This is a genomic window from Streptomyces sp. NPDC051963, assembly GCF_044593495.1.
Taxonomy (GTDB): domain Bacteria; phylum Actinomycetota; class Actinomycetes; order Streptomycetales; family Streptomycetaceae; genus Streptomyces.
On record NZ_JBIUCC010000006.1, the window covers coordinates 242,618 to 267,789 of the forward strand.

Below are 25,172 nucleotides of genomic sequence, written 5' to 3' on the forward strand. Positions count from 1 at the left end.
GCAGTCAGTGACAGCCGGCGACGGTCACCGACGCGAGCAGTAGGCCCGGGACGCGGCCGCCGCGGCCAGGCGCACGGCGGGGCCGATCGCCTGCGGCCGGATCAGGCCGGAGGGGCCGGTGACGGACAGCGCGGCCACGACCTCGCCGAGCGGGCCGAAGACCGGGGCTGCCACGCAGCTGACCCCGATGTTGCCCTCCTCGCGTTCGACCGCCCAGCCGCGCGGCGGGATCGCGGTCAGCTCGCGCAGGATGGCCATCGGATCGGTCAGCGTGCGCGGCGTCCTGCGCTCCAGGCCTGCGGCCAGCACCGCGTCGATGGTCGCGGTGTCGCTGTAGGCCAGGATCGCGCGGCCCAGCGCCGAGCAGTGCGCCGGGATGATCCCGCCGACCTGGGAGAGCATCGGCATCGGCCGATGGCCGGTGATCTTCTCGACGACCAGGATCTGCGCGCCGTCGAGCACTCCGAGCTGCACGGTGACCTTGGTCGCGCTGTGCAGGTCCTGGAGGAAGGGCAGCACCGCCTCCCGCAGTTGGAGCCGGATCGGGGCCAGGCTCGCGATCTCGAACAGGCGGTTGCCGATCCGGTACCGGTCCTTCGGCTTGTCGAGCCAGCCGAGCCGGATCATCCGGTCGGCGGTGCGGTGGGCGGTGGAGCGCGGCAGACCACTGCGGGCGACGAGGGCGGCGAGGGTCAGGTCGCGGTGCGTCGCGTCGAAGGCACCGAGGATCGCCGCGGCGCGATCGAGGCCACCCGCGGCCGGAGCGTCGCTGTCCCGCTCAGCGGGACTCAACGTTGGTTCCCGGGTTCATGCGGCCCACGATAGACCCGTCTCGACCGGTGACCCGGTCCGGGAATCTCAGTGCCCGCGAACTCCGGTGCGAGGAACCAGCGGTGCTCGAAAACAGCGGCATTCGGAACCAGCAGTGCTCGGAACCAGCAGTGCTCGACAACAGGAGGCTGCCATCAACGCTCGCAACGCCCTCGTCGGCGGGGGCAGTGCCGGAATCGGGTACGCCGTCGCCGAACAGCTCCTGCGGTCGGGCCACCGCGTCGTCATCACCGGGCGGCGTTCCGAGCAGCTGGAGTCCGCGGCACTGCGGCTCGGCAGGGACACCGGTGGCACCGTCCACACGCTGGTCAACGACGTGTCGGAGCCGAAGTCCGCCGTGGCGGCCCTCGACGAGGCGGAGAGCCGGTACGGCGCGCTCGACGTCCTGGTGCTCAACGCCGGCGGGCCCCCGCCCGGCCGCATCCTCGAAGTCGATGACGAACACTGGCAGCAGGCCTTCGAGTTGCTGCTGCTCGGCCCGCTGCGCCTGGCGCGGCTCGCCCTGCCGGGCATGGCCGCACGGGGCTTCGGCCGGGTCGTCTTCGTGACCTCCGCGGCGGTGCGCCAGCCTCAGCCCGACCTCGCGACGTCCGTGGTCGTGCGGTCCGCGGTCACCGCGGCCGCCAAACTGCTCTCCCGGGAGTTCGCGGCCGATGGGGTCACAGTCAACTGCGTGGCGCCCGGCGCCACGGCGACCGAGCGCCGCCGCGAGATCCTGGACGCCCGCGCCCGGACCACCGAGGTCCCGTACGAGGACCTCGACGCGGCGGACGCGGCGGGCATCCCGGCCGGTCGGGCCGGGCGGCCCGAGGAGATCGGGGCGGCCGTGACCTTCCTGGCCTCGGCTGCCGCGGGCTACATCAACGGGACCGTGCTCACGGTCGACGGCGGAAGGACGGAAACGATCTGATGGCACAGTCAGGAGACGGATTCGCGCTGGCAGACTTCCTCGGCGCGCTCTCCGACACCGTACGGCCCGGCGCCGCGCGCCCGGTCGTCGTGCACGCGGCGGAGCTGGAGACCCTGCCGGCCGACCAGGTGCACAACCCCACCACGCTCTCGATCGCCGGGAAGCTGCCGACCACCACCTTCGAGATCTTCCGGCAGACCATCCCGCCGGGGCTCAGCTCGGACATGCAGCGGCACCACCACGAGACGGTGCACTTCGTCATCAGCGGCGAGGGGTACAGCGAGGTCGAGGACGAGACCGAGTCCTGGTCGGCCGGCGACTTCGTCTACACCCCGCCGTGGACCTGGCACCGCCACTACAACGCCTCGGCCACCGCGCCGGTCGAGTTCCTGACCATCGAGAACTCCCGGCTGCTCGGCCTGCTGGGCGTCGGACGGCGGCAGAGCGCGGGCCTGGCCACGGTCGCCGAGGCCCGGGCCCGCTTCGGAGAGGACTCACGATGAGCGCACTGCCCGAACACATCAGCCTCTGGGGCGAGTTGGCCGACGTCGACCACGAACTCCGCCACGTCGACGTGGGCGGCGTACGCACCCGGGTGCTGCGGGCCGGGTCGGGCCCCGACCTGATTCTGCTGCACGGCACCGGCGGGCACCTGGAGGCATACGCCCGCGACATCGCGGGCCTTGCCGCGGACTTCCGCGTCACGGCCTACGACATGGTCGGTCACGGCTGGTCCGACCTGCCGGACAAGCCGTACACCATCGATGTCCTGTCCGACCATCTGCTCGGGCTGATGGACGCCCTGGGCATCGGCTCGGCGCACCTGTCCGGCGAGTCGCTCGGCGGCTGGGTGGTCGCCTGGACGGCCGCGCACCACCCGGACCGTGTCGCGCGGCTCGTTCTCAACACTCCCGGCAACATCGCCGACAAACCGGAGGTGATGGTCCGGATGCGCGAGAGCACGCTGGCCGCCGTCCGGGATCCGAGCGACGAGACGGTACGCCGCCGGGTGGAGTTCCTCTTCCACCACAAGGAGATGGTGACCGACGAACTGGTCAACCTACGCCGCGCGGTCTACGGCCGCCCCGGCTTCCTCCAGGCGATCACCAACACGCTCGTCCTCCAAGACCCCGAGGTACGCAAGGACTTCGCCTGGCGCCCGACCTGGGTCGGCAAGGTGATCGCGCCGACGCTGCTCCTGTGGACCGACCACGATCCCACCGGCGGGCTCGACGAGGCCGAACTGCTGCTGCGCTGGCTGCCCGACGCCCGCCTGCACGTGATCACCGACGCGGGCCACTGGCCGCAGTGGGAGAAGCCGGGCGAGTTCCTGCGCGTCCACCGCGACTTCCTCGTCCTGGGCAAGGACCCCTCATGAGCGAGATCATCGGCCTGGTCGGCATCTCGCACTCGCCGTTCGCCACCATGACTCCGCCGCGTGGGCCCTCGGAGCCCGGCGGCAGGTTCCTCGCCGACACCGCCCGGGTGGCCGAGGCCGTGGCCCGGCTGGCGCCCGACGCCGTCGTCGTCATCGGCCCCGACCACTTCCACGCGAACTTCTACGACCAGATGCCGCCGTTCGTCCTGGGCGTCGAACAGGCCGTGGGATTCGGCGACTTCGGCAGCCGGTCCGGGCCACTGCCGGTCACCGCACAGCTGGCCTGGTCGGTGCGCGACACGCTCGCGGAGGCCGGATTCGACCTGTCCCTGTCCTACTCCCTCACCGTCGACCACGGAGTGACACAGGGCTACGACATGGTCTGCGGCGGGCGTCCGGTCCCGCTCGTACCGCTGATCGTGAACACCGCCGCCCCGCCGCTGCCGAGCATGCCGCGCTGCGTGCAACTCGGCCGAGCCCTCGGCGAGGCCCTCCGCGGCGCCGACTTCCCCGTGCGCGTCCTCGTCGTCGCCAGCGGCGGGCTCTCCCACTGGCTCCCGCCCAACGATCCGCGCGACCCCGCGGTGGCCGGCGAGCGGCGCGAGGCCGTCATCCACGGGCGCGCGAATCTCCAGGCCTTCGCCGCGGCGCGCGAACCCCGGGTCCGAGCCATGGGTGGCGATCCACACGCGCACGTCAACTCCACGTGGGACCGCTGGTTCCTCAAGCAGCTGGCCGCCGCGGACCTCTCGCCGATCACCGCTCTGGGAGACGAGGGCTTGGAAGAGCAGGCCGGGAGCGGCGGGCACGAGATACGCACCTGGCTCATCGGCCAGGCCGCCGTGGACAGGCCGTTCGTCTGGACGAGCTACGAGCCGGTCCCCCAGTGGATCACCGGCATGGGTATCGGCACGACCTTCGAGGTGAACTGACAGGCCCGCACCCGCTTCCACGCTCCACAGCAGCGCTGGTGAGGCGCTGAACCGGCTCCGGCGGGGCACCGACGCCCAGACCACGGCGTGACCGCGAACTGAACCGCCGTAAGCTCCTGGCCGCCGCACGCGAGGTGTTCCGCGATCACGGCCTCAAGGCCACCCTGGACGACGTCGCCCGCCACGCCGGGCTCGGGGTGGGAACGGCATATCGCCATTTCCCCAACAAGCAGGCCCTGATCGACGAGCTGGTCGACGACATGTTCGCGCGCGTCGAGGAAGCCACTCGGGAGGGAGCCGAGGACACCGACACCTGGCGCGGACTGACGGTCAGCCTGGAGCGCGTCGCCGAACTTCAGGCGCTCGACCGCGGCCTGCGCGAGGTCATGCTCCACAGCGACCGTACGGCGTCGGCCGTCGGCATCGCGCGGTTATCGGGAGAGGCCGGAGGACTGCTGTCGGTCCTGGCCCTCGGCGAGTGTGGCCAGGGTTTCGGCGATGCCCGGCAGGAGGTCGGCCGGGATGTGGTCGAGGACCCGGCGCCGGGCGCTGGCGAGGTGGGCGGGCTGAGCCGCGTGCATGGCCTGCAGTCCGGCATCGGTGAGGACGGCTTCGCTGCCGCGTGCGTCCATGCCGTGGCGTTCCTTGCGCACCAGGTCATGGCGGGACAGGCCTTCGATGATGCGTGTGATGCGCGGCGGGGTGACACCGGAGGCCGCCGCGAGCGCGGACATGCGCATGCGGCGGTCGGGCGCCTCGCTCAGCAGCAGCAGGACGGCGAACTCGGTCATGGTCACACCGGTGCGGGCCATGTCCTGCTCCAGCGCGCGCGGCAGGGAGTGGACCAGACGTCCCAGGCTCTGCCACAGCAGCAGCTCATCGGCGGTCAGCGGATCACTGGCGGGAGTGGTGTCGGTGGCGGGGGGCTCCATGCCTCCACTCTATTTGACTAGTTAAGCAAGTGGTGTGATGCTTGCTTAACTAATTAAGTAAGAGGTGATCGCATGTCTCCCCGAGCACCCGCACCGGATGGATTCGAGCACGCCGTCGCCGATGTCGGCGGTGTCCGACTCCACTACGTGACCGGCGGATCCGGCCCCGCAGTCGTCCTCATCCACGGCTGGCCGTTCAGCTGGATCGAGTGGCGGGCGCTGCTGCCCCCGCTCGCGGCGCGAGGCTTCACGGTCATCGCACCCGACCTGCGCGGATCCGGCGACTCACAGATCCCGGCCGGCCACTGGACCAAGCGTGAGGAGGCCGATGACCTGCACCGCCTGCTGAGGCACCTGGGCCACGACCGGGCTTTCGTGGTCGGCACCGATGTCGGCACGATGACCGCTCACGCCTGGGCCCAGAGCCATCCCGACGACGTGGTCCGGCTGGTGCTCAGCGAGGCGTTCCTGCCCGGCTACGGCCTGGAGGAGCACATGAACCCCGCCACCGGCGGCTCGTGGCACTTCGGCTTCCACGCCCAGAGCGACCTGGCCGCCATGCTCACCGCCGGCAAAGAGGAGCCGTACCTGTCCGGCTTCTGGTCGATGATGACCGGCGGCGGCATCACCGACGCCGACCGCGCAGACCTGCTGCGCGCCCACACCCGCCCCGACGCGATGCGCGGCGGCTTCGAGCACTACGCCACCCTCGTCCAGGACGGGCAGACGGCCCGCGCCGGTGATCGCCTGACCATGCCCGTCCTCGTTCTGAACGGCGAACACGGCCTGCCCCAGGACGTGTTGCTGGCGGGCGCCCGCGCCGCCGCGACCGACGTGCGCCACGACACCGTCCCCGGAGCCGCGCACACCTTCGCGGCCGACAACCCGGCCTGGACGGCCGACCGGCTCGCCCGGTTCTTCACCACCACCCCAGCCGCCTGAACCCCGTCACCTGGCCTCCGCCGCCTGACGCGCGGCACGACACAGCACACGGAGCACCCCTCATGCAGATCCTCGTCATCGGCGCCACCGGCTACGCAGGCCGCCGTGTCTCAGCCGCCCTGGCCCGCGCCGGACACACCGTCCTGGGCCTGGCGCGCGACACCTCCGCCCCCGCGGCCCTCGCCCTCACCGCCGACGAAGTCACCCCGGTCGAGGGCGACTTCACCAAGCAGGACACCTGGCGCGGACACCTCGACGGCACCGACGCGGTCGTCCACCTGCTGATGGACATGAGCGACCCCGTCGGCAGCGACCAGCGCCTCTTCGCCGAACTGCTCGCCGCCCAGGAACGCGACGGCCGCCGCCGCCACCTGGTGTTCACCACCGGCATCTCCTCCTACGGCCGCACCGGCCTGCCCCTCATGGACGAGAACACCCCCGGAAACCCCGAGAGCCCCATCGGCTTCCGCTTCGCGCTGGAACGGGAGTTGGCCGCCTCCGGCCTCGCCCACACCGTGGTCCGCCCCGGGTTCATGTACGGCGGCCCCGCGAGCACCTCCATGACCGGCCAGTGGTTCGCCGCCGCCGAGGCGGGCAGCCCCGTCTTCTACGGCGACACCGGCAAGCGCTGGAGCTGGGTCCACGTCGACGACCTCGCCGACGCCTACGTCCGCATCCTCGACAACCCCGCCGCCGTCAACGGGGAGACCTTCGTCATCGCCGACGACCAACGGCTGACCGCCCTGGACATGCAACGCACCGCCGTACGCGCCGCCGGCCACACCGGTGAGATAGCCCTGGCAAGCGCGGAGGCGGGCGGCATGATGCAACTGGCCGCCGACCAGGACGAGTTGGTCACCAGCGCCAAGGCCCACCGCCTCCTGGGCTGGACCCCCCGCCACACCTCGTTCACCGACGACCCGACCCGCCACTACCGCGCCTGGAAGGCCGCCCGTCCCGCCGCATGACAATGCCGCCGGGCGCGGGCAACGCGTCCGGCGCCCCGCTCTCCGGTCCCCGCCTCCCCCGCCGCACGGGCACCGCGTTCCGGGCCAGGGCCCAGAGCCCGCCCTGCCCGGATCAACCCACGATCTCGCTGCTGCCGACGCCACAGGATCACCGACGCCCTCGCCGGGGCGGGCCTGAAGGGCCCCTCAGTGGTTCCGCGCGGCCGGATCGGCATACTCCGTGGGTGCGGTGCCCTTGGCCGGGAACGAGGAGGGGCCGGCGAGAAGACGGGCGATCGTTGTGGAGCCGACTCCGTGGAGCAGAACGCTTCCGAGCACGGTGAGCGTCATGGCGTTGAAGGCGGTCTCTGCGTAGATCCCGTCCGGGAGGGCGTTGTAGGCGAGCAGGCCGAACACGATCGAGGTGGTACCGCGTGGTCCGAGCGCTCCCAGCATGAGCCGTTCACGCCAGGTGAAACGGGAGCCCAGGAAGGCCAGCAGGATGGGGAGAATCCGAACGACGGTGAGCGCGGCGACGCAGAGCAGTGCCACGGGCCAGCCGATGTCTTGACTCAGCACGTCCATCGCTGCGTTCCCGAAGAAGAACCACATGCACATCGTCATCATCGAATTGGTGTCCTCGATGAGCCGGAAGTCCGAGGTGTCGGGAGCCGGGGCTCCCCGTCGGCGGGCCGGCGCCTGGCGCAGGTAGCGGAAGGCGATGCCGCACACGAATGAGGCCACGAAGCCGTTCCCCTCGACCGCCACGGTCACCGTGTAGGCGAGCAGCGGTGTGACCAGCACGAGGATCCGCCGGGACTGCGCGGTCATCCAGTGCTTGTCCTCGGCCAGGTTCATCAGCCATCCGAGGAGAAGCCCCAGCAACAGGCCGGCCACGAGCGCCTTCGCCGCAAACGGCACGGCGGTACCGAGCGCCTGCATGGGCGTGTGCGTCTGGGCCGTCGAACCGGCCAGGATCAGCGCGAACAGGAAGACGGGTGACACGATCCCGTCGTTGTAGCCGCTCTCCAAATTGAGGACGCTGCGTACCCTGGCCGCGATGCGCGGGTCGCGCACCAGTGTCTCGGCCGGGGCGAAATCCGTCGGAACGATGATGCACGCGATCAGCAGCAGCATCACCAACGGCAGGCTGGGCACCAGCAGCGAGCCCAGCAGGACCATCGCAAGCAGGCTCAGCGGCATGGCCACCAGCAGGGCCCGGCAAGCCGAGCCCGGGTCGTTGCCGAGCAGTCGTCCGCCCGGCAGTTCAGTGGCGTCGACGAACAACAGGACCGCGAGGATGACCTCGGCCACGTGCTGGGCGACCTCGGAGTTCATAGTGGCGGCGATCTCGCTGTGCGTGAACACGCCGGTGGCGATTCCCGCGAGGACCAGCACCAGAGGAGCCCGGACATGCCACTGTTCCAGCCTCCCGGCGACAAGCGACCACCCGCCGGCCACAACGGTGATCACGATCAAGATAGAGGTCATTTGGTGTCCGGCCGAGCCGCCTTGCCTTTCGGTGCACGCAGAATTCTCTGAGAAAGCGCGGAACATTCAACTGCTATGGGATGGAACTAGGTTGAGCGTTTGCCTACTCGCCTGATGAGTTCGGCGGCCGTCTTCTTCCCGCTGTCGTGCGAGAAGTCGACCTGATCGGTGATCACGCCGGCCCAGAACAGGGTGTCGTCGACCGGCCGGTAGATCTCCCGGCCGCCCGGCGCCTCCTCCTGTGCGAAGGCGGCCCGGGCGAACGGGTCCTTGATCCATTCGTGCTCGATGACCTTGACGGGTGTGAGCTTGCGGTCGCCCGCCACGCCCCGGATCACGTCCAGGACTTCACGGTGACGGCGTCCGGCGGGCATGGCCAGCAGACGCCTGGCCTCGTCCCCCTCCGCCCCCATGTCGACCACCTGCCCCGAGAAGCCGGGCACCCCCTTGGAGGCGTTCCACAGGTACCAGGGCACGCCGGCCTCGACGATGTCGTCGGCGTCCTCCGGGATCACCGGCCTGGCGAACTCCATGAGGACCTTGGTGACCACGACGTGCCGTACGGCCTTGAAGGCCTCCACCTTCGCGGCCGGCAGCGGCGGAGAGAACTCGACGGTGTCGGCCGCCAGTACGGCGACGGGCAGGGCCACCACCGCGGAGCGGGCCCGGTAGGTGACGCGGCGTCCCTGCCGCTCGGCGTGGACCACGACTCCGGCGGGCGAGTGCTCCACGCGCCGTACCACCGTGCTGAGTTGGACGGGCAGCTTGTCGGCGAGCGGGGCGAGGATCTGGTGGTAGCCGCCGATGACACGGAAGTTGATCAAGTCGGTGTCGGCGGGGGGTTCGGTGGTCTTCTTCCACGGGCCGCCCGGTCGCGTACGGGAGATCGTGACGGTGTGGGCGTGGGTCTTCAGCCGCTCCGCGCGGACCAGGTCCCAGGTCGAGGCGTTCGCTCCGTGGATGAACTCCGGCCCGCATTCCACCGGCACGGACATCCCGGTCCGATCGGTCCACAGGCGGCCGCCTATGCGATCACGGGCCTCGACGACCACGACCTTCCTCCCGGCATCCGCCAGGACCCGGGCGGCGCTCAGCCCCGCGGCTCCCGCACCGATGACGATGACGTCGAGGTCGCCTCCGCGCGCTCCTCCCGTGCTCGGCGTCGAAGGGTCGGTCCGTGCCGCGCCGGCCGAGCATGCGGCGAGGGAGCCGGCCAGGAAGCCTGCGGCGGTACCGATGATGACGCCGCGACGGCCCACCAGGGGGCGTTCGTTTTCCACTGCGCCTCAGCTCTTCCACTCGTGAACGGTGTGCGCACCAGTTGCGCGCACCATCCACGCTCGCCGACCCGACGCCGGCTCCGACAGCCCCTGACCGGCGGGTGTATCCCCGCCGGGTGGGGGGGTGCGGCATCCGCGAATCCGGTGGTCAGGGCAGCCGGCACGGTGTCAGGTGAGGGTGTTGCTGAGGAGGCCGGGCACAGGGCGGGCAGTCGGTGGCGGGGTGCTGGTCGGCCGCGGCCCAGGCCAGTTCGGTGGCGGTGAGCCCGTCCGCGCTCCCCCCACGCGTCAAAGGCGGCGAGGGCGACCAGCGCCGCGTCGACGGCCTGAGCAGGCACCTTCCGCCTGATCGTCACCGGCCATCCCGCGCGTCGATCCTTGACCGTGCCGGTGCCGACAAGGGCATGCAGGTGTCGAACGGCGCCCGTAGATCACAGGACCCCGCCTCGGGCCACGGACGATCCGATGCCGACCCCGACAAGAAGAGCGCTGAGGACGCGTCGCAGGCGGGGCTCCACCTCGACGACGGCGTGGCCGAGCCGCGGGTCGCTTTCGTAGAGCTCCCGAAGTTGCGGGCCGGGAGTGGCCATCTGCCACAGGGCCCCGGCCATGCTGGTCGCAGCTGCGACGGTGTCGACGCCCTGCAGCTCACCCAGTCCGAGCAGCCGCCGCAACTCGTCCCCGATCCGCTCGACCTCGGCGAGTGTCACCAGCTTGAAATCACGCACCGAGTCGATGGACACGTTGCGTTCGAGGTTCATGGGCGCCTGCGCGAGCAGGTCGCAGAACATGGGGCGCGCCGCCAACGTGGCGGCGATGACCGAGGCAACCTCTTCGGGGGTGGCGCGCTCCCTGCCCGCGAGATCACCGCACAGCGCGGCGGACCACTCCCGCCATCCTTCCGCGGTGAGCTTGAGGAAGATCTGCTCCCGCGTCTCGAAGTAGCGCAGCAGCGCGGACTTGTGCATGCCGACTTCCGCGGCGATGTCGGTGAGCGTGACGTCGCGGATGCCGCGCCGCCGCCCGAGCACACGGGCCGCGTCCAGGATCGCCGCTTCGCGCGCCTGCTTGGCCTCGACGCTGCGGGCTCGCTGGAAGACGGGCTCAGTCATGCAGACATCATAGGAGCACGTAAGGCAACGTCGTTGCGTTATTAGCGCAACGGTGTTTCACTAAATACATGAGTACCGACATGAAAGAACAGGTCTGGTTCATCACCGGCTCGTCCCGCGGCTTCGGCCGCGCCCTGGTCGGCGCCGTCCTTGAAGGCGGCGACCGCGTCGCAGCCACCGCTCGCCACCCCGAAGACCTCGCGGAGGAATTCAAGGAGTACGGCGACCGCATCCTCCCGCTCGCCCTGGACGTCACCAACCCGGACGCGGCTCACGAAGGCGTCCGAGCGGCACTCGCCCACTTCGGGCGCATTGACGTGCTCGTGAACAACGCCGGCTACGCGAACGTGTCCCCCATCGAGACGACGGACGACGACGACTTCCGCGCCCAGTTCGAGACGAACTTCTGGGGCGTCTACAACGTCACGAAGGCCGCGCTGCCCGCCCTGCGCCGGCAGGCATCGAGCACGGTCGTACAGTTCTCGTCGGTCGGCGGGCGCGTCGGAGGTTCGCCGGGAATCGCCTCCTACCAAGCGGCCAAGTTCGCAGTGGACGGCTTCAGCCGCGTCCTCGCAGTGGAGACCGCACCGTTCGGCGTACGCGTCATGGTCGTCGAACCAAGCGGTTTCGCCACCGACTGGTCCGGCTCCTCCATGACGGTCCACCCGGTACCCGACGCCTACGACGTGACCGTGGGCGCGATGAACCGGCTGATCCGCCAGAACACGGCCGGGGCGGCCGGGGACCCCCAGCGCGCCGCCGAGATCATCGTGCGCACCGTCCGGGGCGGCCGGGTACCCAGCCATCTCCTGCTGGGCGTGAACGCAGTGACCATGTCCCTCGACTACTCACGCCGCCAATTGTCCGAGGCGACCGCGTGGGAGAAGGTCAGCCGCTCAGCCGACTTCGGCGAGCCGTACCCCGTGGAGTTGCCGACCGAGAACACGGCCGACTAGGGCCTGGCAGCAGAACGCTGCCGGTGACAATCGCCATGCCCACCAGTGACAGGACCATGTGCAGGCACGCAAGTCCGGTCATGAGCGGTGTGAGAGCGAGCACTTGCTGCAGGTGGTAGGCGAGGAACTGGAAGGCGCCGAGCATTCAGATGCCGCCGATCGCGACCATCAGACAGGCGGCGCCCCGGTTCCGGTCGCGCACGACCCGCATCGGCAGCAGGGGCTGGTCGACCCGGGTCTCGATCCACACGAACAGCCCTAGGCACAGTACGCCGGCGACGAGCGACCCGCTACCGCGCCCGATCTCTGGGCCCTCCCTACGGAGGTGCGGGCGACGCCGGCCGGTCCGTGTGGTCGTCCTGGTCGTGGTCGCCGCCCGCCCGGGGACGGTCACGACCCGGATCACCGCTGAACGTCCGTAACCCCTGTCCAGCCGTCGAGTACGGCCCGTGTCGGCATGGCCTCCCAATCCCCGGGGACCGTGCACAGCAGGGCGCCCGCGAGGGCGGCGGTGTCGAGGCACCGTTTGACGTCGGCGCCAGCCATCAGCTCGCTGAGGTACGCGCCGACGAAGGCGTCACCCGCGCCGACCGGATCGACGACCTGGACCGGGACGGCGGCCTGCCGGTGGTGGACGCCGTCCACGAGGGCCGCGGCCCCCTCGGCGCCGAGTTTGATCACGGCACCGGCGGGGCCGAGGTCGGTCATTGCCGTGGCCAGTTCCTCGGGGTCGTCGCTACGCTCGCGGCCCAGCACGAGGGCGGCCTCGTCGTCGCCCGCGAAGACGATGTCGGCCCGCTCGACCAGCCTGCGCAGGACGGGTGCCGCCGCCTCGGGCGACCACAGTGCGGACCGGTAGTTCACGTCGACCGACACCTTCACCCCCGCCTCACGAGCGACGTCCACGGCGTGGAACACCGCCGCGGCAGCGGTCGCACCGAGGGCCGGAGTGATGCCGGTGACGTGGAGCAGCCCGGCGCCGGCGACGAGTGCGTCGTCGACGTCCGCCGTAGCCAGCCGGGCACCCGCCCCCTGCGCGCGGTAGTACCAGACCTTCACCGCCCCACCCGGCAGCCGCTCCTTGAGCATCAGACCGGTCGGCGCGTCCGAGTCCCGTACGGCGTGCACGTCAACGCCTTCCGCGGTGAGTTCGCGTACGACGCGGTCGCCGACGGAGTCCGCGCCGAGCCGGCCGATCCAGCTCACCGGGGTGCCGAGCCGGGACAGCGCGATCGCCACGTTGCTCTCGGCTCCTCCGATGCCGAGCGCCATGTGGGGCACGTGTTGCAGATGCCCGACGGTCGTGGCGGCGAGCAGGCCCATCGTCTCGCCGAGGGTGACGACCCCGCCGCCGCTCATGAGCGGGCCTCGACGACGGCGTCGAGGGCACGCCTGGCACGGGCGGCGAGTGCCCCGAGGTCGCCTCCGGCCAGCGCGTCGCCGGACAGCGCGCCACCGAGTCCGACGGCCAGGGCACCGGCCCGTATCCAGGTCCCGACGTCGTCGACGCCGATGCCGCCGCTGGGCATCACGCGCACGTCGGGGTAGGGATCGGTGAACGCCTTCAGGTGCGCGGGGCCGACGGTCGAAGCGGGGAACAGCTTGACCGCCGTCGCCCCGGCGTCCCAGGCCATGGCCAGCTCGGTCGGGGTGAGCCCGGCCGGATAGACCGGGACACCGGCCTGCCGGGCCACGGCCACCACATCGCCACGGAAGCCGGGCGAGACGAGGAAGCCAGCTCCCGCGTCCAGGCTGCGCCGGGCCTCCTCGGCGGACCGCACGCTGCCCATGCCGAGGTCCGCGGCCTCGCCGAGGTCCTTGCGCAGCCGCTCCAGCTCGTCGAGGGCGCCGGGGGTGGTGAGGGTGAGTTCGAGGCAGACGAGTCCGGCGTCGGCCAGGGTCCGGGCCGCGGGCAGCAGATGCTCGGGGGTGTCGGCGCGCAGCACGGCCACGACTCCCGTGCGCAGCAGCGCGTCGGCGGGTTCGGTCCGCTGGGCGGAGAGGGTGTGGGTCACGAGGTGCTCTTTTCGGGCATGGGCTTCGGCGGGGCCGTCGCATCGTTGAGGAGGGTGAGGTCCCGGTCGCGGGTCTCCGGCGCCATCCGGGCCGCGACCAGGCTGATGATCATCATCAGAGTCATGTAGGCGGCGACCGGCACCCATGAACCGGAGAACGCGGTGAGCAGGGAGGCGCAGATCAGCGGGGCGACACCGCCGCCCAGCACCGAGGAGAACTCCCGGCCCAGGGTGACGCCGGCGTAGCGGTAGCGGCTGCCGAACAGTTCGGGGAAGTAGCTCATCTGCACGCCGACCGCGCCCTGTCCGGCCAGGACGAAGCCGAGGATGATCGCCACGGTGATGGCGTACGGCGACCCGGTGTTCAGCGCGATGAAGGTCGGTCCGGGCAGCAGCACGAGGGCGGCCAGGATCGCCATGTACACGGGCCTGCGTCCGACGCGGTCCGAGAGGATGCCGAATCCGATCGCCGCGATACCGCCGCAGGTCGCCCCGATCATCAGCACCTTGGGCACGAACGAGGAGTCGACGCCGACCGTGGAGACCAGGTACGAGGCCATGAAGACCTGGTAGGTGTACGACTGCGCGCTGATGCCGACGTTCATGAAGAGCACCAGGAGCATGGGCTTGCGGCCGTGCTGGAAGACCTCCTTCACGGGCGACTTGGGCTTCTCGTGCTGCTTCTTGAGCTCCTGGAAGACCGGGCTCTCGCTGAGCCTGCGCCGGATGAGGACGGCCACGACGGTGACGACCAGGCTGCTGGCGAAGACGACCCGCCAGCCCCAGGCCATCAGGGCTTCCTCGGACAGCGTCTGGGCGAGGATCCAGGCGAGGGCGCCCAGTACGGTGCCCAGGGCGGCGCCGGTCATGACGAGCGAGGCGAGCCTCCCGCGCCGTCCGACCACCGCCGTCTCGGTGAGCAGGGTCGCGCCGCCGGACTGTTCGGCGCCGGCTCCGAAGCCCTGGAAGAAGCGGCACAGGACGAGCAACGCCGGGGCGAGCAGGCCGACTTGGGAGTACGTCGGCAGCAGTCCGATGGCGAACGTCGAGACGCCCATCAGGAAGAGCGTGGTGACCAGGACCCATTTGCGGCCGAGCCGGTCGCCGTAACGGGAGAAGAACAGGCCGCCGAGGGGTCGGGCGGCGAACCCGACGGCGTAGGCGGCGAAGCTGGCCAGGAGGGCGACCGCCGGCGTGGCGTTGGGGAAGAACAGGTCGCCGAAGACCAGGGCGGACGCGGTGCCGTAGATGACGAAGTCGTACTGTTCGAGCGCCGTGCCGACGAGGCCGGCCCACGCGGCGCGGCGGATGGCTTCCGGGTTGGCGGGGGTGTCCGTGGCGGGGGCGGGGGGTGCGGAGTCGCTTGCTATGGGTCCGGTGGACGTGTCCATCAGCCATGCCTCCTTGAATGGGATGGATCGGGGACGAAAGAAGGGCAAAGCGGTACGGAAGGGTGCGGCGAACTGCCGGGCCGCCTCAACGCGGCTGTCGGCTTTGGATGTTCAGGCAGCGGTGCCGTGCGGCCGGACGACGACCTTCAGGTGCGTCGGGTCCGTGACCGGCGCGCGCAGGGCGTCGGTGGCACGGTCGAGGGGAAAGCGGCCCGTGAGGACGGACGAGAGGTCCACCCGGCCGTCGGCCGCCAGGGCCAGCGCGGTGGGGAACGCGTGGGCGTAGCGGAAGGCGGTGACGAGGTCGATCTCCCACCGCTGGAGGTGCGCGAGTGGCAGTCCGTCGACGGCGGGAGCGGCCTGTCCGACGACGGTGGCGCGTGCGGCGGGCTTCAGGGTGCGAAGCCCCTGCCAGAGTGCGGCGGGGTGGGCCGAGCACTCCAACAGCCGGTCCATGCCGGTGAGTTCGAGGTCCTGTGCGGCGGTGTTGACCACCGCCGTGGCGCCGAGCTTGCGGGCCTGGGCGAGCCGGGCGTCGTTCACATCGGTGACGATCACCTCGGCCGCTCCCGCGGCCCGCGCCACCTGGGCCACGAGGATGCCGATCGGTCCTGCTCCGGTGATCAACACCCGGTGTCCGAAGGTGACTTCGGCCCGTCGCACGGCCCAGACCGCGACCGCCAACGGCTCGATCAGTGAACCGAGCTCCAGCGGAACCCCGTCCGGCAGGGGATGGACGGCCCGGGCGGGGACGACGACGTGTCCGGCGAGGACTCCATGTGTCGGCGGTGAGCCCAGACAGGTGCCGTGCGGACAGAGGTTGTAGCGGCCCGAACGGCAGGTCTGGCAGGTGCCGCAGCCGACGGCGGGTTCGATCGCGACCGGGGTACCGGCCTCGACACCGGCCTGGGGGCCGGCCGCAGTGACGACACCGGATGCTTCATGACCGAGGACGGTCGGCTGTCGGAGCACGTTCTGGCCGTTGCGGCCGCTCGCGAAGTAGTGCATGTCGGAGCCGCAGATGCCCACGGCGTCGATCTCGACGAGCACTTCGTCGGGGCCGAGGGTGCGCAGGGGGACCTCTTCGATGCGGAGGTCGTCCGGGCCGTGCAGTACGGCGGCTCTGGTCGTGGTGGGTGTTCTGGGAACTGACACGGTCTCACATCCTTGTGAGAGGGGTTGGGTTGGAACTCAGGCCGCCAGCAGCGGCTCCGAGTCGGCGGCCTCGGCCGCGGCGCCCGCCGCCGCGTCCGTGCCGTGCCGGGCGAGGATGCCGATGAACTCGGCGACCCGCTCGGTGAATTGGGGGTGCTCGGCGAGCCGGTCGCCGAGCAGGCCGCCGTTGATGACGGCGGTGACGAAGTCCCGTACGGACGTGGTGCGTTCGGCTGTCCGCCGCAGCCCCTCGCGGGCCGGGTCCGCCATCGCGGCGGCGTGCGGACCGGCATCGAAGCCGATTGGGGGCGCCATGCAGCACAGGTACGCGGCGACGGTCAGCGCGAGATGGTGGGGCATCCGTCCGCCGCGCAGCTGCCTGAGCGCCGGGTCCGGCACCCGCTGGCGCAGCTTGACGGAGCCGTCCGAGCCGACCTGCTGGGTGCGGTGGCCGAGGGCCGTGTTGGCCCAGCGGTCGAAGAGCTGTGCCACGTAGGCGTCGAGGTCGAGGCCGGCGGGGACGGTGAGGCTGGGCAGGTAGTCGTCGTGCAGGACGCGGCGCGCGGCCTCGGCGACGACGGGCCGGGCGATCGCGTCCGGGATGGTGGCCCGGCCGTCGAGCGCGCCGAGGTAGGCGATGAGCGAGTGGGTGCCGTTCAGCAGTCGCAGTTTGAGCAGCTCGTACGGCTCGACATCCTCGGTGAACAGCGCGCCGCCGTGCTCCCAGCCGGGCCGTCCTGCGGCGAAGCGGTCCTCCAGGACCCACATGGTGAACGGCTCGGCGGCCACGGGGACTTCGTCCCGCAGGCCGAGCCGGTCGGCGACCGTTCGGCGGTACGCGTCGGTGGTGGCCGGGACGATCCGGTCGACCATGGTGTTCGGGAACGTCACGGCGTCGGCCAGCCACGGGAGGAGTTCGTCGCGCTCGGCGGCCGGCAGTGCCTCGGCGAACTCCCGTACCAGGCGCGCGGTCTGCTCTCCGTTGCCGGCCAGGTTGTCGCAGCTGAGCACGGTGACGGGCGTGGCGTGCGAGCGCAGGCGGCGCTGAAGGCCTCGTACGATCAGGCCGATCGTGGTCCGCGGCGGTGTGTCGCCGCGCAGGTCGGACCGTACGCCGTCGTGGTCAGTGTCGAGGTGCCCGGTGCGCGGCGAGAAGGTGTAGCCGTGCTCGGTGACGGTGAGCGAGACGATCCTGGTGGCCGGGGCGGCGACGGCGTCGAGGACGGCGTCCGGCTGCTGGGTGGCCACCAGAGCTCCGGTGTGCACGGCGGGAATCGTGACGCGGGATTCCGTCGGCGAGATCTCGACCACGCCGTAGCGGAAGTCCTGGGCCCGCAGCGCGTCGGCCACGGTCGCCGAGCGGCTCGCCACTCCGAGGATCCCCCAGGGGCCGTCGGTGTGGTCGAGGGCGGCCGCGGTGTAGACGGCCTGGTGGGCGCGGTGGAAGTTGCCGAGTCCCAGGTGCACGATGCCGGTGTCGGCGAGCGTGCGCCGGTGCAGGAGCGAAGAGCCCGTCACCGTACGGGAGTTGAGGGTGGGAAGGTCCGTGGTCGTCATCTCGGCGGTCACCAGTCCGTCATCGAGCCGTCGCGGCGGCGGGCCACGGGCAGGTAGGCGGGTTCGTACGGATACCGGGCGGCCAGGGCCTCGTCGACGTCGACGCCGAGGCCGGGGGCGTCGCCGGGGTGCAGATGCCCGTCGGCGTAGCTCCACTCGTGCCGGAACACCTCGTGGACCAGCGGCTCGTAGCCCATGTACTCCTGGATGGCGAAGTTGGGCGTGGCGAGGCCGACGTGCAGGGACGCGGCCAGCGCGACGGGTGAGACGTCGGAGGGGCCGTGCGGGCCGAGCTTCACCTGCCAGACCTCCGCCAGGGCGGCGATGCGGCGCAGATGACTGATGCCGCCGGCGTGCGTGACGCAGGTGCGTACGTAGTCGATCAGCTGCTCGGTGATGAGCGTCTGGCATTCCCAGACGGTGTTGAAGACCTCGCCGATCGCCAGCGGTGTCGTGGTGTGCCGGCGTACGTGGCGCAGCACTTCCTGGTTCTCGGCCGGGGTGACGTCCTCCAGCCAGAAGAGGTCGACGTCCTCCAGGGCACGGCCCAGGCGTGCGGCCTCGTTCGGGGTGAGGCGGTGGTGGGCGTCGTGGAGGAGCTTCACCTCGGGACCGACGTGCTCACGGGCCGCGGCCAGCGCGCCGGGGGCGTGCCGCAGATAGGCGGCGGTGTCCCAGACCTCCTCGACGGGGGCGGCGCCGCGGCCGGCCGGCTCGTATCCGGCGTCCGGACTGCCGACGCCGTAGACGATGTCCAGGCCGGGCACACCTGTCTGGGCCCGGATGGCCTGGAAGCCGCGCTCGCGCTGGGCGTCGAGGGAGTCGAGCAGCTGCGGGACGTCCCAGCCGGTGGCGTGGGTGTAGGTGAGGACCCGGTCGCGGACGGCGCCGCCGAGGAGTTGGTAGACGGGCTGGTCGGTGGCCTTGCCCTTGATGTCCCACAGGGCGAGGTCGACGGCGCCGATGGAGGTCATGGTGACCGGGCCGCGCCGCCAGTACACCCCGCGGTACAGGTACTGCCAGGTGTCCTCGATACGGGCCGGGTCTCGGCCGATCAGCAGCGGGGCGACGTGGTCGCGGAGGTAGGAGGCGACGGAGAGTTCGCGGCCGTTGAGGGTGGCGTCGCCCCAGCCGACCAGCCCCTCGGCGGTGGTGATCTTGAGGGTGACGAAGTTGCGTCCCGGGCTGGTCACGATGACGTCCGCCGAGACGATGGTGTCGTGCTTGCTCATCGGACCCTCTCCACAACGTTGTGCAGCCCCTCGCCGGCTGCCAGCCGGCGGATGTTGGCTGTGATGTCGGACATCCGGCGGGCGAAGGTCTGCCGGGTGAGCCCCGAGGAGTGCGGTGTCATCAGCACGTTGGGCAGCTCGTGGAAGGCGTGACGGCTCGGCGCCCCCGTGTTGCCCGAGGCCGGGTAGTCGTACCAGACGTCGATCGCGGCGCCCCCGATCACGCCGTCGCGCAGGGCGGCGTACAGCGCGTCCTCGTCGACGACCGGGCCGCGGCCGACGTTGACCAGGACGGCCGACTCGCCCATGCGGGCCAGTTCCGGCGCGCCGATCAGCCCGGTGGTCCGCTCGGAGAGCGGTACCGAGACCACGACCACGTCCGCGGTGTCCAGGAGTGCGTCCAGGTCGTCGACGCGCCCCGCCCACACCAGCTTCTCGGCGACCGCGTCGACGTCACCGCGTCGGGTGACGGCCACGCCCCGGGCGCCGAACGCCCGGAAACGTTGCCAGGTGCGTGCGCCGATGTGCCCGAACCCGACGAAGCCGATCGTGGTGTCCGCCAGCGCGTCGGGCCACGGCGTGCCGGACGAGTAGGCGGGCGAGTCCCAGGTGTCGCGCCGCAACGCCGCGTCCTGACGCAGGAATCCGCGCCGCAGCAGGACCGTGGCGGCCACGACGTACTCGGCGATCGAGTCCTCGTGGTGGAAGGTGTTGGCGACGAGGGTGCCCGGGGGCAGCGCCGCGACGTCGATCTTGTCGATACCGGCACCGGCGGCGTGCACCAGGCGCAGCCCCTTGCCGGCCGCCGCCATCTCGGGCGAGCACACCCCCGACACCAGCACGTCGGCGTCGCGAAGGGCGTCGACGACGGAGGCGGTGTCCGCGGGGGCGGGCCAGCTCACGGTGGTCCGGCTGGGCAGATCGGCCTCGAACTGCTCGCGCAGGGGGGCCAGATTGGGGTCGGCGACGACGACGTTCAGAGTGCTGTCAGGGTGTGTCACGCGTGCTCCCGGGTGACGGGAGGCGTGCGGGTCGTCGCGACCGGTCCGGTGGAGCCGCGGACCACGAGCTGGGTGGGCAGCCGCAGGGTACGCGGCTCACGGTGCTCGTCGGCAATCGCATGGGAGAGCATCTCCAGGCTGAGCGCCCCGGCCCGGTCCATGGGAACCGCGATGGTGCTCAGCGCGGGGTACGCGGTCGCGGCGAGCGGCATGTCGTCGATACCGACCACGCTGAGGTCGTCCGGGACACGCACCCCGAGCTGCCGCGCTCCGGCGATCACGCCGAGGGCGACGAGGTCGTTGTGCGCGATGACGGCGGAGGCGCCGGACGCGATCACGCCGGCCGCCGCGGCGGTGCCGCCGGCCACGGTCTCGGACTGCCAGCCGAGCACCTCAAGCTCCAGGCCGACCCGCTCGGCCTGGGCACGGGCGAGGTCGACGCGGTGACTGTTGGACCACGAGTGCTGGGATCCCTGGACGTAGGCGAGGTGCCGGTGGCCCAGCGCCGCCAGGTACTCGACGGTCTGGCGCAGGCCGTCACCGGCGTCGGCGAGGACGCAGTCCGCGGTGGTGGTCTCGCGGTTGACCAGGACGACGGGGGTGTCGCCGCAGAGGTCGAGGACGTCCTCGGCGTCGAGCCGCGGCGAGCACACGACGAGCCCGGCGGACCTGGCTCGCAGCTGCGTGATCACCGCCCGCTCCCGGTCGGGGTCGAAGTCGGTGTCGGCGAGCACGATGGTCTGCCCGCTGTGCCATCCCTGGCTCTGCGCGGCCTTCACGAAGGCACCGAAGACCGGGTTGGCGATGTCCGGCACGATCACGGCCACGGTGGCGGTGTCCGACGGCAACTCGGCGGGACGCGGTGGGGGCGGTGGCTCGTAGCCCAGCTCTTGCGCAACCTCCAGAACCTTGCGCAAGGTTTCCGGCCCCAGTCGCTGGGGGTCGCTGAACGCCCGGGAGGCCGTGGAAAGCGCCACGTTGGCGCGCTTCGCGACGTCGGTCAAGGTGGGGGCCACGCTGCCACTCCGTTCCGCAGTTACCGCTGCACGAACTCTGCGTTACCCATACTCGGCAAGCTTGCGCAACCTTGTCAATGCTTGCCGTGAGGTGAGTTCCCGAGGTGACTTGGGACCGGCGCGTGGCGCACAGGTGACTGACCACCACGAGGTGGCAGCCCTCGGCGGCCGGCGCCTTCAGCCCCGCGGGCACCACGGCCTCGTGACCACGTATCGCAAACTCAACTGCGTTCTCCCCGTCAAAGATCTCCAGCGGTCGCCGCCGGCCACTCGCGGGGAAAGGGGACCGCCAGAGATTCCGCGGCGATCGGCGTGTGCTCGGCGCCGGCTTGCAGGCGTCCGTCGCGCAGGACGACCGCGCCGCTGCGGAGCATCGAGGCAACCAGTTCGGCGGCGAGTTCCTCGGGAGTCCTGCCCAGCAGCCGTGCCGCATCGGTGAGCCAGTCCCGCGCATGCAGGTAGGGCTCGATCTCGTCGGCCGGTAGCCCGTCGCGGATCATCAGGGCGAAGGCGAAGATCCGCCGCGCGCCGTACCAGACGGCTCCGTCCGGGTCGTCGACGAGGCGCTGCGCGCGGCGCAGTGCGGTGGTGAACGCCGTGCCGGTGTCGGCGGGGATCGGACCGTGCGAGGGCAGCAGCACCCGGGGGTCGAGAGAGACCAGCCTCTTCAGGGAGGCGAGTGCGGTGACGGCTGCATCGTGGCCGTCGAGGGCGAGGTTGACCCAGCCGACGTCGTAGTCCGACAGTGCGTCCCCGACCACGAGCAAGCGCTCATCCGGCTGCCACAACGCGAGGTGGCCCGGAGTGTGGCCGGGCGTGCAGATGACCTGCCAGTCCGTATCTCCAAGGCGGAGGATCTGCCCGTCGTCGAGCGGTACATCGACCGTGTACGGCGCGACCGGTTGGTCGAGGTACTCGGCCGCGCAGCAGCCGGGGTCCCTGCGGGCGATCGCCTCGGCTTCCGGGGCACCGGCCGCGATGCCGGCACCGCTCGCCTGCAACAGGGCGTTGCCACCGACATGGTCGGAGTGCCAGTGGGTGTTCACGACCAGGTCGATGGGTCCGGCGTGGGCGCGGGCCCAGTCGGCCGTCTGTTCGGCGTGGCCGACGAACCCGCTGTCGACCAGGGCCGGCTGCCGCCCGTGCAGCAGCAGGAGGTTGGCGTCGGGGAACGGCCTTTGCAGCCAGCTCACCCAAGACGGCAGCGGCTCCTCACTCACTGTTCGGGCCTGTTCACACGGATCAGCGTCTGCTGCCCGTTGGCGACGAGTTTCCGCCGCCCGTCCTGCACGCCGAACACCTCCAACTGGCAGACGGTCAGGGTGCGTCCGGACTTCAGGACGGTTCCGACCGCCTCAATGTGGTCGCCGACGGCGGGCGCGAGGAGGTTGATCTTGTACTCGACGGTGAGCACCTCGGTGTTCTCGGGGAACAGCGTGAAGGCCGCATAGCCGCCGGCACTGTCCGCGATGGCACTGGTGGCACCGGCGTGGAAGTAGCCGTGCTGCTGGGTGACTTCGGGCCGACTGGGGAGCACGATGTGCACGCGGCCGGGACCGATATGGGCCACACGCGCGCCGAGGTGACTCATCAGTCCCTGGCGGTCGAAGCTCGCCCGGATGCGCTGCTGCACCTCGGGGCTCGCCTGGTCTTGCTGCTTCTGGTCTTCCACGTGCTCTCCTTCGCATGGACATCACAGTGTCTGAACGGTGAGCGGGGCGAGTTCGTCAACAGGCCAGGCGTTCCACCAGCAGGAACCCGCCGATGACGATCATCATGGCACCGGAGGTCCTGGTTTCCGAAGGCCCGGCCCAGGGCCGGGTGACGGTCCGCGATCCCATGAGCTCAGTCCGCGCCCGGGCTGAACACCAACAGCTGATCCACGGGTTCGGTGGGGCCGGCTGGGATTCGGTTTGTTGCCGGGCGTTGCCGTTCTCGATGTCGCCTCGTTCAGCAGGGCAGGTGGCCGACGGGGAGGGAAGCACGTGCCTGGGCAGTGCGTACGAGAAGTGGTGCGGGACATCCTCGCCGAGCAGGCCCCGCGGGAGGCGAAGCTGCTGGATGGCATGGCGTCGCTGAGCGACAGGCAGATCACGCGGGTGTTCCGCCGCTCCCGCTCGCGAAGGGATCCACTCGGTTTCGGGGTCACCGAGGTGGCCGCCCTGGTCGCGCCAGTGGTGTGGGTGGTGGTCAACGAGGTGGCCCAGCGGTCGGCGGCAACAGCCGTGGACGGGGCGAGCCGTTGGGGCAGCGCATGGTTGCGTCGAGTGCGCCGTCTCCCCGATCCGTCGACGGAGGTCCCGGCCTTGTCCCGCGGTCAACTGAAGGACGTACGCCGGATGGTCGTCGAGCGGGCGCAGGCCTCGGGCTTGGAAGCAGCAGCGGCCGAAGCGCTGGCCGACGCGGTGGTGGCCCGGCTCGCCACGTCGCCCGGCGATGGCTGACAGCGGCGCTCCCCGCCGCGACCAGACGCCGGACAGCTACCTCTCCGCCCTCCACCTCCGCAGCACCGTCATCTGGCTTCACAGCCTCCAGCCAACACCTTGATCGCGACTCCCCACAGGCCCTAGTCGCCCATGAACCACAAGTAGCTGCCCGGCGTTGCCGCGCACGCTTCAAGAAGCTCGGCAAGGTCAAGCAGAGCCGCCTTCTGCTGCTCGTCAGTACACCGTTGTGACAGGGCAGCGACTTCCTGACGGGCGACTTGGGCTTCCTGCTCGTTGAACAGCGTGTCGCCGTACGGGTCCACCCAGCCGAGCTTGCCCGAGTTGTGCCGGTCGAGAGTGCTCAGCACCCGCGCCAACGCTTCACCGTGCTCATAAGACCCTCGCAACAACGTGCCCCGGGACGACCCCTTTCGCGCGGGCCGCCCCGAGTGCAGTTCCAGCTCAATCCCCATAACCCCGCCTTCGGACTCGACACCGAATCTTCGCAGGGATCATGAGCCGCTGCCGCCGCAGAGTGAGCGGCCGTTTCGCTACTCGACCACGGTGACGTGCGCCCCAGCCCGACCCAAGGTTCAGGTGGAGTTCTATTCCATGATTGGCCCACATGGTCACTCTTGAAATGGACCACATGTCCGGGTCACTGGCTGCCTAGGCTCGACATCAATCCGAGAGGAAGAGGATCTGCTGTGAAGGCGTGCGGAGTGTCCGGGGCGGAGAAGGAAGTCGCCCTGCTGGAGTTGCCCGAACCGTCATCTCCCGGGCCCGGTCAGATCCTGGTGTCGGTTGAGGCGGCCGGGGTCGGCCCGTGGGACGAGCTGTTGAACGGCGCCGGCTGGGACGTGGGACTGCGTCCTCCGGCGGCGCTGGGAGTGGAGGGTGCGGGCAAGGTGCTGGCCGTCGGCGCGGGTGTCACCGGGTTCGACGTAGGCGATCAGGTGCTCGCGCACGAGGCCCCGCTGCCCGGGGGAAGCGGCTTCTGGGCCGAACGCGTTCTGATCAGCGCGGATCACGCGGCAGCCTGTCCACCCGGGCTGGACGCCGTGCGCGCGGCGGCGCTCCCGGTCAACGGACTCACCGCGTTCCAGGCGCTGGAGAAGCTGGACCTCGGCCGAGGGCAGCGGCTCCTGATCACCAACGGAGGCGGGGCCACCGGAGCCCTGGCCATCCAGCTCGCCGCGGCCAAGGGCATCGAAGTGACCGCGACCGCGTCTCCTGCTGCCGCGGAGCGTCTGCTCGGTCTGGGAGCGACGGAGGTCGTCGACTACCACGACCCGGACTGGCCGGCCAAGGCACGCGGCGGATTCGACGCCGCCCTCATCATCGCCGCCGGCACGGCGGACGCCGCCCTGCCTTTGGTGCGGGACGGCGGCCGACTGTGCTCCCTGACCTCGGACGCGCCTGCGGAGGAACGAGACATCACGAGCTGGGACCTCTACGTCGAGCCCAACGCCGCGCAGCTTGTCCAGCTGGCGGAGCAGGCCGTCGCGGGAACCCTGAAACTCGTACCGGAACCTCTGCCGCTGAGCGAGGGACCGGCCGCGTTCGCCCGGGTGGTCATCGGACGGGCCGGCGGCAAGAAGATCGTGCTCACCCGAGCTTGACCCGACCGGGCACCGCCCGATCCCGAGGCTGCACCGCGGCCGCTAC

The 25,172-nt window shown here is 70.9% G+C and carries 25 protein-coding genes and 1 pseudogene; 10 read left to right on the forward strand and 16 right to left on the reverse strand.

The window, feature by feature from the left end; translation table 11 throughout:
* Nucleotides 1–24: 24 nt before the first annotated feature.
* Nucleotides 25–792 carry an IclR family transcriptional regulator gene (locus ACIHFB_RS25600; RefSeq protein ID WP_365281871.1) on the reverse strand — a complete coding sequence of 256 codons (768 nt, stop codon included), beginning with the start codon at nt 790–792 and terminating at the stop codon, nt 25–27.
* A 133-nt stretch (nt 793–925) separates the two neighbouring features.
* Between ACIHFB_RS25600 and ACIHFB_RS25605 the strand changes: the two genes are divergently transcribed.
* The 5 genes and pseudogenes from ACIHFB_RS25605 to ACIHFB_RS25625 all read left to right on the forward strand — a co-directional run.
* Entirely contained in the window at nt 926–1,741 is an 816-nt protein-coding gene (locus ACIHFB_RS25605; RefSeq protein ID WP_365281872.1) for an SDR family oxidoreductase, read from the forward strand.
* Nucleotides 1,741–2,244: a cupin domain-containing protein gene (locus ACIHFB_RS25610; RefSeq protein ID WP_365281873.1), complete on the forward strand. Its 504-nt coding sequence runs from the start codon at nt 1,741–1,743 to the stop codon at nt 2,242–2,244. The genes ACIHFB_RS25605 and ACIHFB_RS25610 overlap by 1 nt, the downstream gene beginning before the upstream one ends.
* Nucleotides 2,241–3,119 carry an alpha/beta fold hydrolase gene (locus ACIHFB_RS25615; protein ID WP_400128017.1) on the forward strand — a complete coding sequence of 293 codons (879 nt, stop codon included), beginning with the start codon at nt 2,241–2,243 and terminating at the stop codon, nt 3,117–3,119. Before ACIHFB_RS25610 ends, ACIHFB_RS25615 begins: the two co-directional genes overlap by 4 nt.
* Nucleotides 3,116–4,051, forward strand: coding sequence for a 2,3-dihydroxyphenylpropionate 1,2-dioxygenase (locus tag ACIHFB_RS25620; RefSeq protein ID WP_400128018.1), 936 nt, complete (start codon nt 3,116–3,118; stop codon nt 4,049–4,051). Before ACIHFB_RS25615 ends, ACIHFB_RS25620 begins: the two co-directional genes overlap by 4 nt.
* 116 nt (nt 4,052–4,167) lie before the next feature.
* Nucleotides 4,168–4,290: pseudogene (locus tag ACIHFB_RS25625) on the forward strand (helix-turn-helix domain-containing protein); the annotation flags it as partial.
* A 192-nt stretch (nt 4,291–4,482) separates the two neighbouring features.
* Here the strand turns inward: ACIHFB_RS25625 and ACIHFB_RS25630 are convergent.
* Nucleotides 4,483–4,983, reverse strand: coding sequence for a MarR family winged helix-turn-helix transcriptional regulator (locus ACIHFB_RS25630; protein ID WP_400128019.1), 501 nt, complete (start codon nt 4,981–4,983; stop codon nt 4,483–4,485).
* Between the two features lie 72 nt (nt 4,984–5,055).
* Here ACIHFB_RS25630 and ACIHFB_RS25635 point away from each other — a divergent pair, with 72 nt between their 5' ends.
* Nucleotides 5,056–5,925, forward strand: coding sequence for an alpha/beta fold hydrolase (locus ACIHFB_RS25635; protein ID WP_400128020.1), 870 nt, complete (start codon nt 5,056–5,058; stop codon nt 5,923–5,925).
* A 62-nt stretch (nt 5,926–5,987) separates the two neighbouring features.
* Entirely contained in the window at nt 5,988–6,893 is a 906-nt protein-coding gene (locus tag ACIHFB_RS25640) for an NAD-dependent epimerase/dehydratase family protein (RefSeq protein WP_400128021.1), read from the forward strand.
* Nucleotides 6,894–7,079: 186 nt separating this feature from the next.
* On the opposite strand, the gene ACIHFB_RS25645 is transcribed toward ACIHFB_RS25640, so the two are convergent.
* From ACIHFB_RS25645 to ACIHFB_RS25655, 3 genes are all read right to left on the reverse strand, one after another.
* Nucleotides 7,080–8,363 (reverse strand): cation:proton antiporter, encoded by a 1,284-nt coding sequence (locus ACIHFB_RS25645; RefSeq protein ID WP_400128022.1) that lies wholly within the window; start codon nt 8,361–8,363, stop codon nt 7,080–7,082.
* 86 nt (nt 8,364–8,449) lie between these two features.
* The gene (locus ACIHFB_RS25650; protein ID WP_365281881.1) at nt 8,450–9,643 is read right to left on the reverse strand and encodes an NAD(P)/FAD-dependent oxidoreductase; all 1,194 of its coding nucleotides are present in this window, start codon (nt 9,641–9,643) and stop codon (nt 8,450–8,452) included.
* Nucleotides 9,644–10,074: 431 nt separating this feature from the next.
* Complete coding sequence (locus ACIHFB_RS25655) at nt 10,075–10,755, reverse strand: TetR family transcriptional regulator (protein ID WP_365281882.1); 681 nt, start codon at nt 10,753–10,755, stop codon at nt 10,075–10,077.
* Nucleotides 10,756–10,823: 68 nt separating this feature from the next.
* Here ACIHFB_RS25655 and ACIHFB_RS25660 point away from each other — a divergent pair, with 68 nt between their 5' ends.
* Nucleotides 10,824–11,711: an SDR family NAD(P)-dependent oxidoreductase gene (locus ACIHFB_RS25660; protein WP_400128023.1), complete on the forward strand. Its 888-nt coding sequence runs from the start codon at nt 10,824–10,826 to the stop codon at nt 11,709–11,711.
* A gap of 402 nt (nt 11,712–12,113) precedes the next feature.
* Here the strand turns inward: ACIHFB_RS25660 and ACIHFB_RS25665 are convergent, their stop codons facing one another.
* The 10 genes from ACIHFB_RS25665 to ACIHFB_RS25710 all read right to left on the reverse strand — a co-directional run bounded on the left by ACIHFB_RS25665 (nt 12,114) and on the right by ACIHFB_RS25710 (nt 22,750).
* Nucleotides 12,114–13,070 carry a sugar kinase gene (locus ACIHFB_RS25665; RefSeq protein ID WP_400128024.1) on the reverse strand — a complete coding sequence of 319 codons (957 nt, stop codon included), beginning with the start codon at nt 13,068–13,070 and terminating at the stop codon, nt 12,114–12,116.
* The gene (locus ACIHFB_RS25670) at nt 13,067–13,726 is read right to left on the reverse strand and encodes a bifunctional 4-hydroxy-2-oxoglutarate aldolase/2-dehydro-3-deoxy-phosphogluconate aldolase (RefSeq protein ID WP_400128025.1); all 660 of its coding nucleotides are present in this window, start codon (nt 13,724–13,726) and stop codon (nt 13,067–13,069) included. The genes ACIHFB_RS25665 and ACIHFB_RS25670 overlap by 4 nt, the downstream gene beginning before the upstream one ends.
* Nucleotides 13,723–15,117, reverse strand: coding sequence for an MFS transporter (locus ACIHFB_RS25675; protein WP_400128026.1), 1,395 nt, complete (start codon nt 15,115–15,117; stop codon nt 13,723–13,725). The genes ACIHFB_RS25670 and ACIHFB_RS25675 overlap by 4 nt, the downstream gene beginning before the upstream one ends.
* Nucleotides 15,118–15,228: 111 nt before the next feature.
* Nucleotides 15,229–16,272: an NAD(P)-dependent alcohol dehydrogenase gene (locus ACIHFB_RS25680; RefSeq protein WP_400128027.1), complete on the reverse strand. Its 1,044-nt coding sequence runs from the start codon at nt 16,270–16,272 to the stop codon at nt 15,229–15,231.
* Nucleotides 16,273–16,308: 36 nt separating this feature from the next.
* A complete protein-coding gene (locus ACIHFB_RS25685; protein ID WP_400128028.1) occupies nt 16,309–17,829 on the reverse strand; it encodes a mannitol dehydrogenase family protein in 1,521 nt (506 codons plus the stop codon).
* 8 nt (nt 17,830–17,837) lie between these two features.
* Nucleotides 17,838–19,061 (reverse strand): D-mannonate dehydratase ManD, encoded by a 1,224-nt coding sequence (manD, locus tag ACIHFB_RS25690; RefSeq protein WP_400128029.1) that lies wholly within the window; start codon nt 19,059–19,061, stop codon nt 17,838–17,840.
* Complete coding sequence (locus ACIHFB_RS25695; RefSeq protein ID WP_400128030.1) at nt 19,058–20,062, reverse strand: 2-hydroxyacid dehydrogenase; 1,005 nt, start codon at nt 20,060–20,062, stop codon at nt 19,058–19,060. Before ACIHFB_RS25695 ends, manD begins: the two co-directional genes overlap by 4 nt.
* Complete coding sequence (locus ACIHFB_RS25700; protein ID WP_365281892.1) at nt 20,059–21,078, reverse strand: LacI family DNA-binding transcriptional regulator; 1,020 nt, start codon at nt 21,076–21,078, stop codon at nt 20,059–20,061. Before ACIHFB_RS25700 ends, ACIHFB_RS25695 begins: the two co-directional genes overlap by 4 nt.
* A 239-nt stretch (nt 21,079–21,317) precedes the next feature.
* Nucleotides 21,318–22,298: an MBL fold metallo-hydrolase gene (locus ACIHFB_RS25705; RefSeq protein ID WP_400128031.1), complete on the reverse strand. Its 981-nt coding sequence runs from the start codon at nt 22,296–22,298 to the stop codon at nt 21,318–21,320.
* On the reverse strand, nt 22,295–22,750 hold the full coding sequence (locus ACIHFB_RS25710) for a PaaI family thioesterase (protein WP_365281894.1): 456 nt from the start codon (nt 22,748–22,750) through the stop codon (nt 22,295–22,297). The genes ACIHFB_RS25705 and ACIHFB_RS25710 overlap by 4 nt, the downstream gene beginning before the upstream one ends.
* 313 nt (nt 22,751–23,063) lie before the next feature.
* Here ACIHFB_RS25710 and ACIHFB_RS25715 point away from each other — a divergent pair, with 313 nt between their 5' ends.
* Entirely contained in the window at nt 23,064–23,522 is a 459-nt protein-coding gene (locus tag ACIHFB_RS25715) for a hypothetical protein (RefSeq protein ID WP_400128032.1), read from the forward strand.
* A gap of 122 nt (nt 23,523–23,644) precedes the next feature.
* On the opposite strand, the gene ACIHFB_RS25720 is transcribed toward ACIHFB_RS25715, so the two are convergent.
* Nucleotides 23,645–23,977 carry a hypothetical protein gene (locus tag ACIHFB_RS25720; RefSeq protein WP_400128033.1) on the reverse strand — a complete coding sequence of 111 codons (333 nt, stop codon included), beginning with the start codon at nt 23,975–23,977 and terminating at the stop codon, nt 23,645–23,647.
* Nucleotides 23,978–24,226: 249 nt separating this feature from the next.
* Between ACIHFB_RS25720 and ACIHFB_RS25725 the strand changes: the two genes are divergently transcribed.
* Nucleotides 24,227–25,126, forward strand: coding sequence for an NADP-dependent oxidoreductase (locus ACIHFB_RS25725; RefSeq protein ID WP_365281897.1), 900 nt, complete (start codon nt 24,227–24,229; stop codon nt 25,124–25,126).
* Nucleotides 25,127–25,172 lie beyond the last annotated feature (46 nt).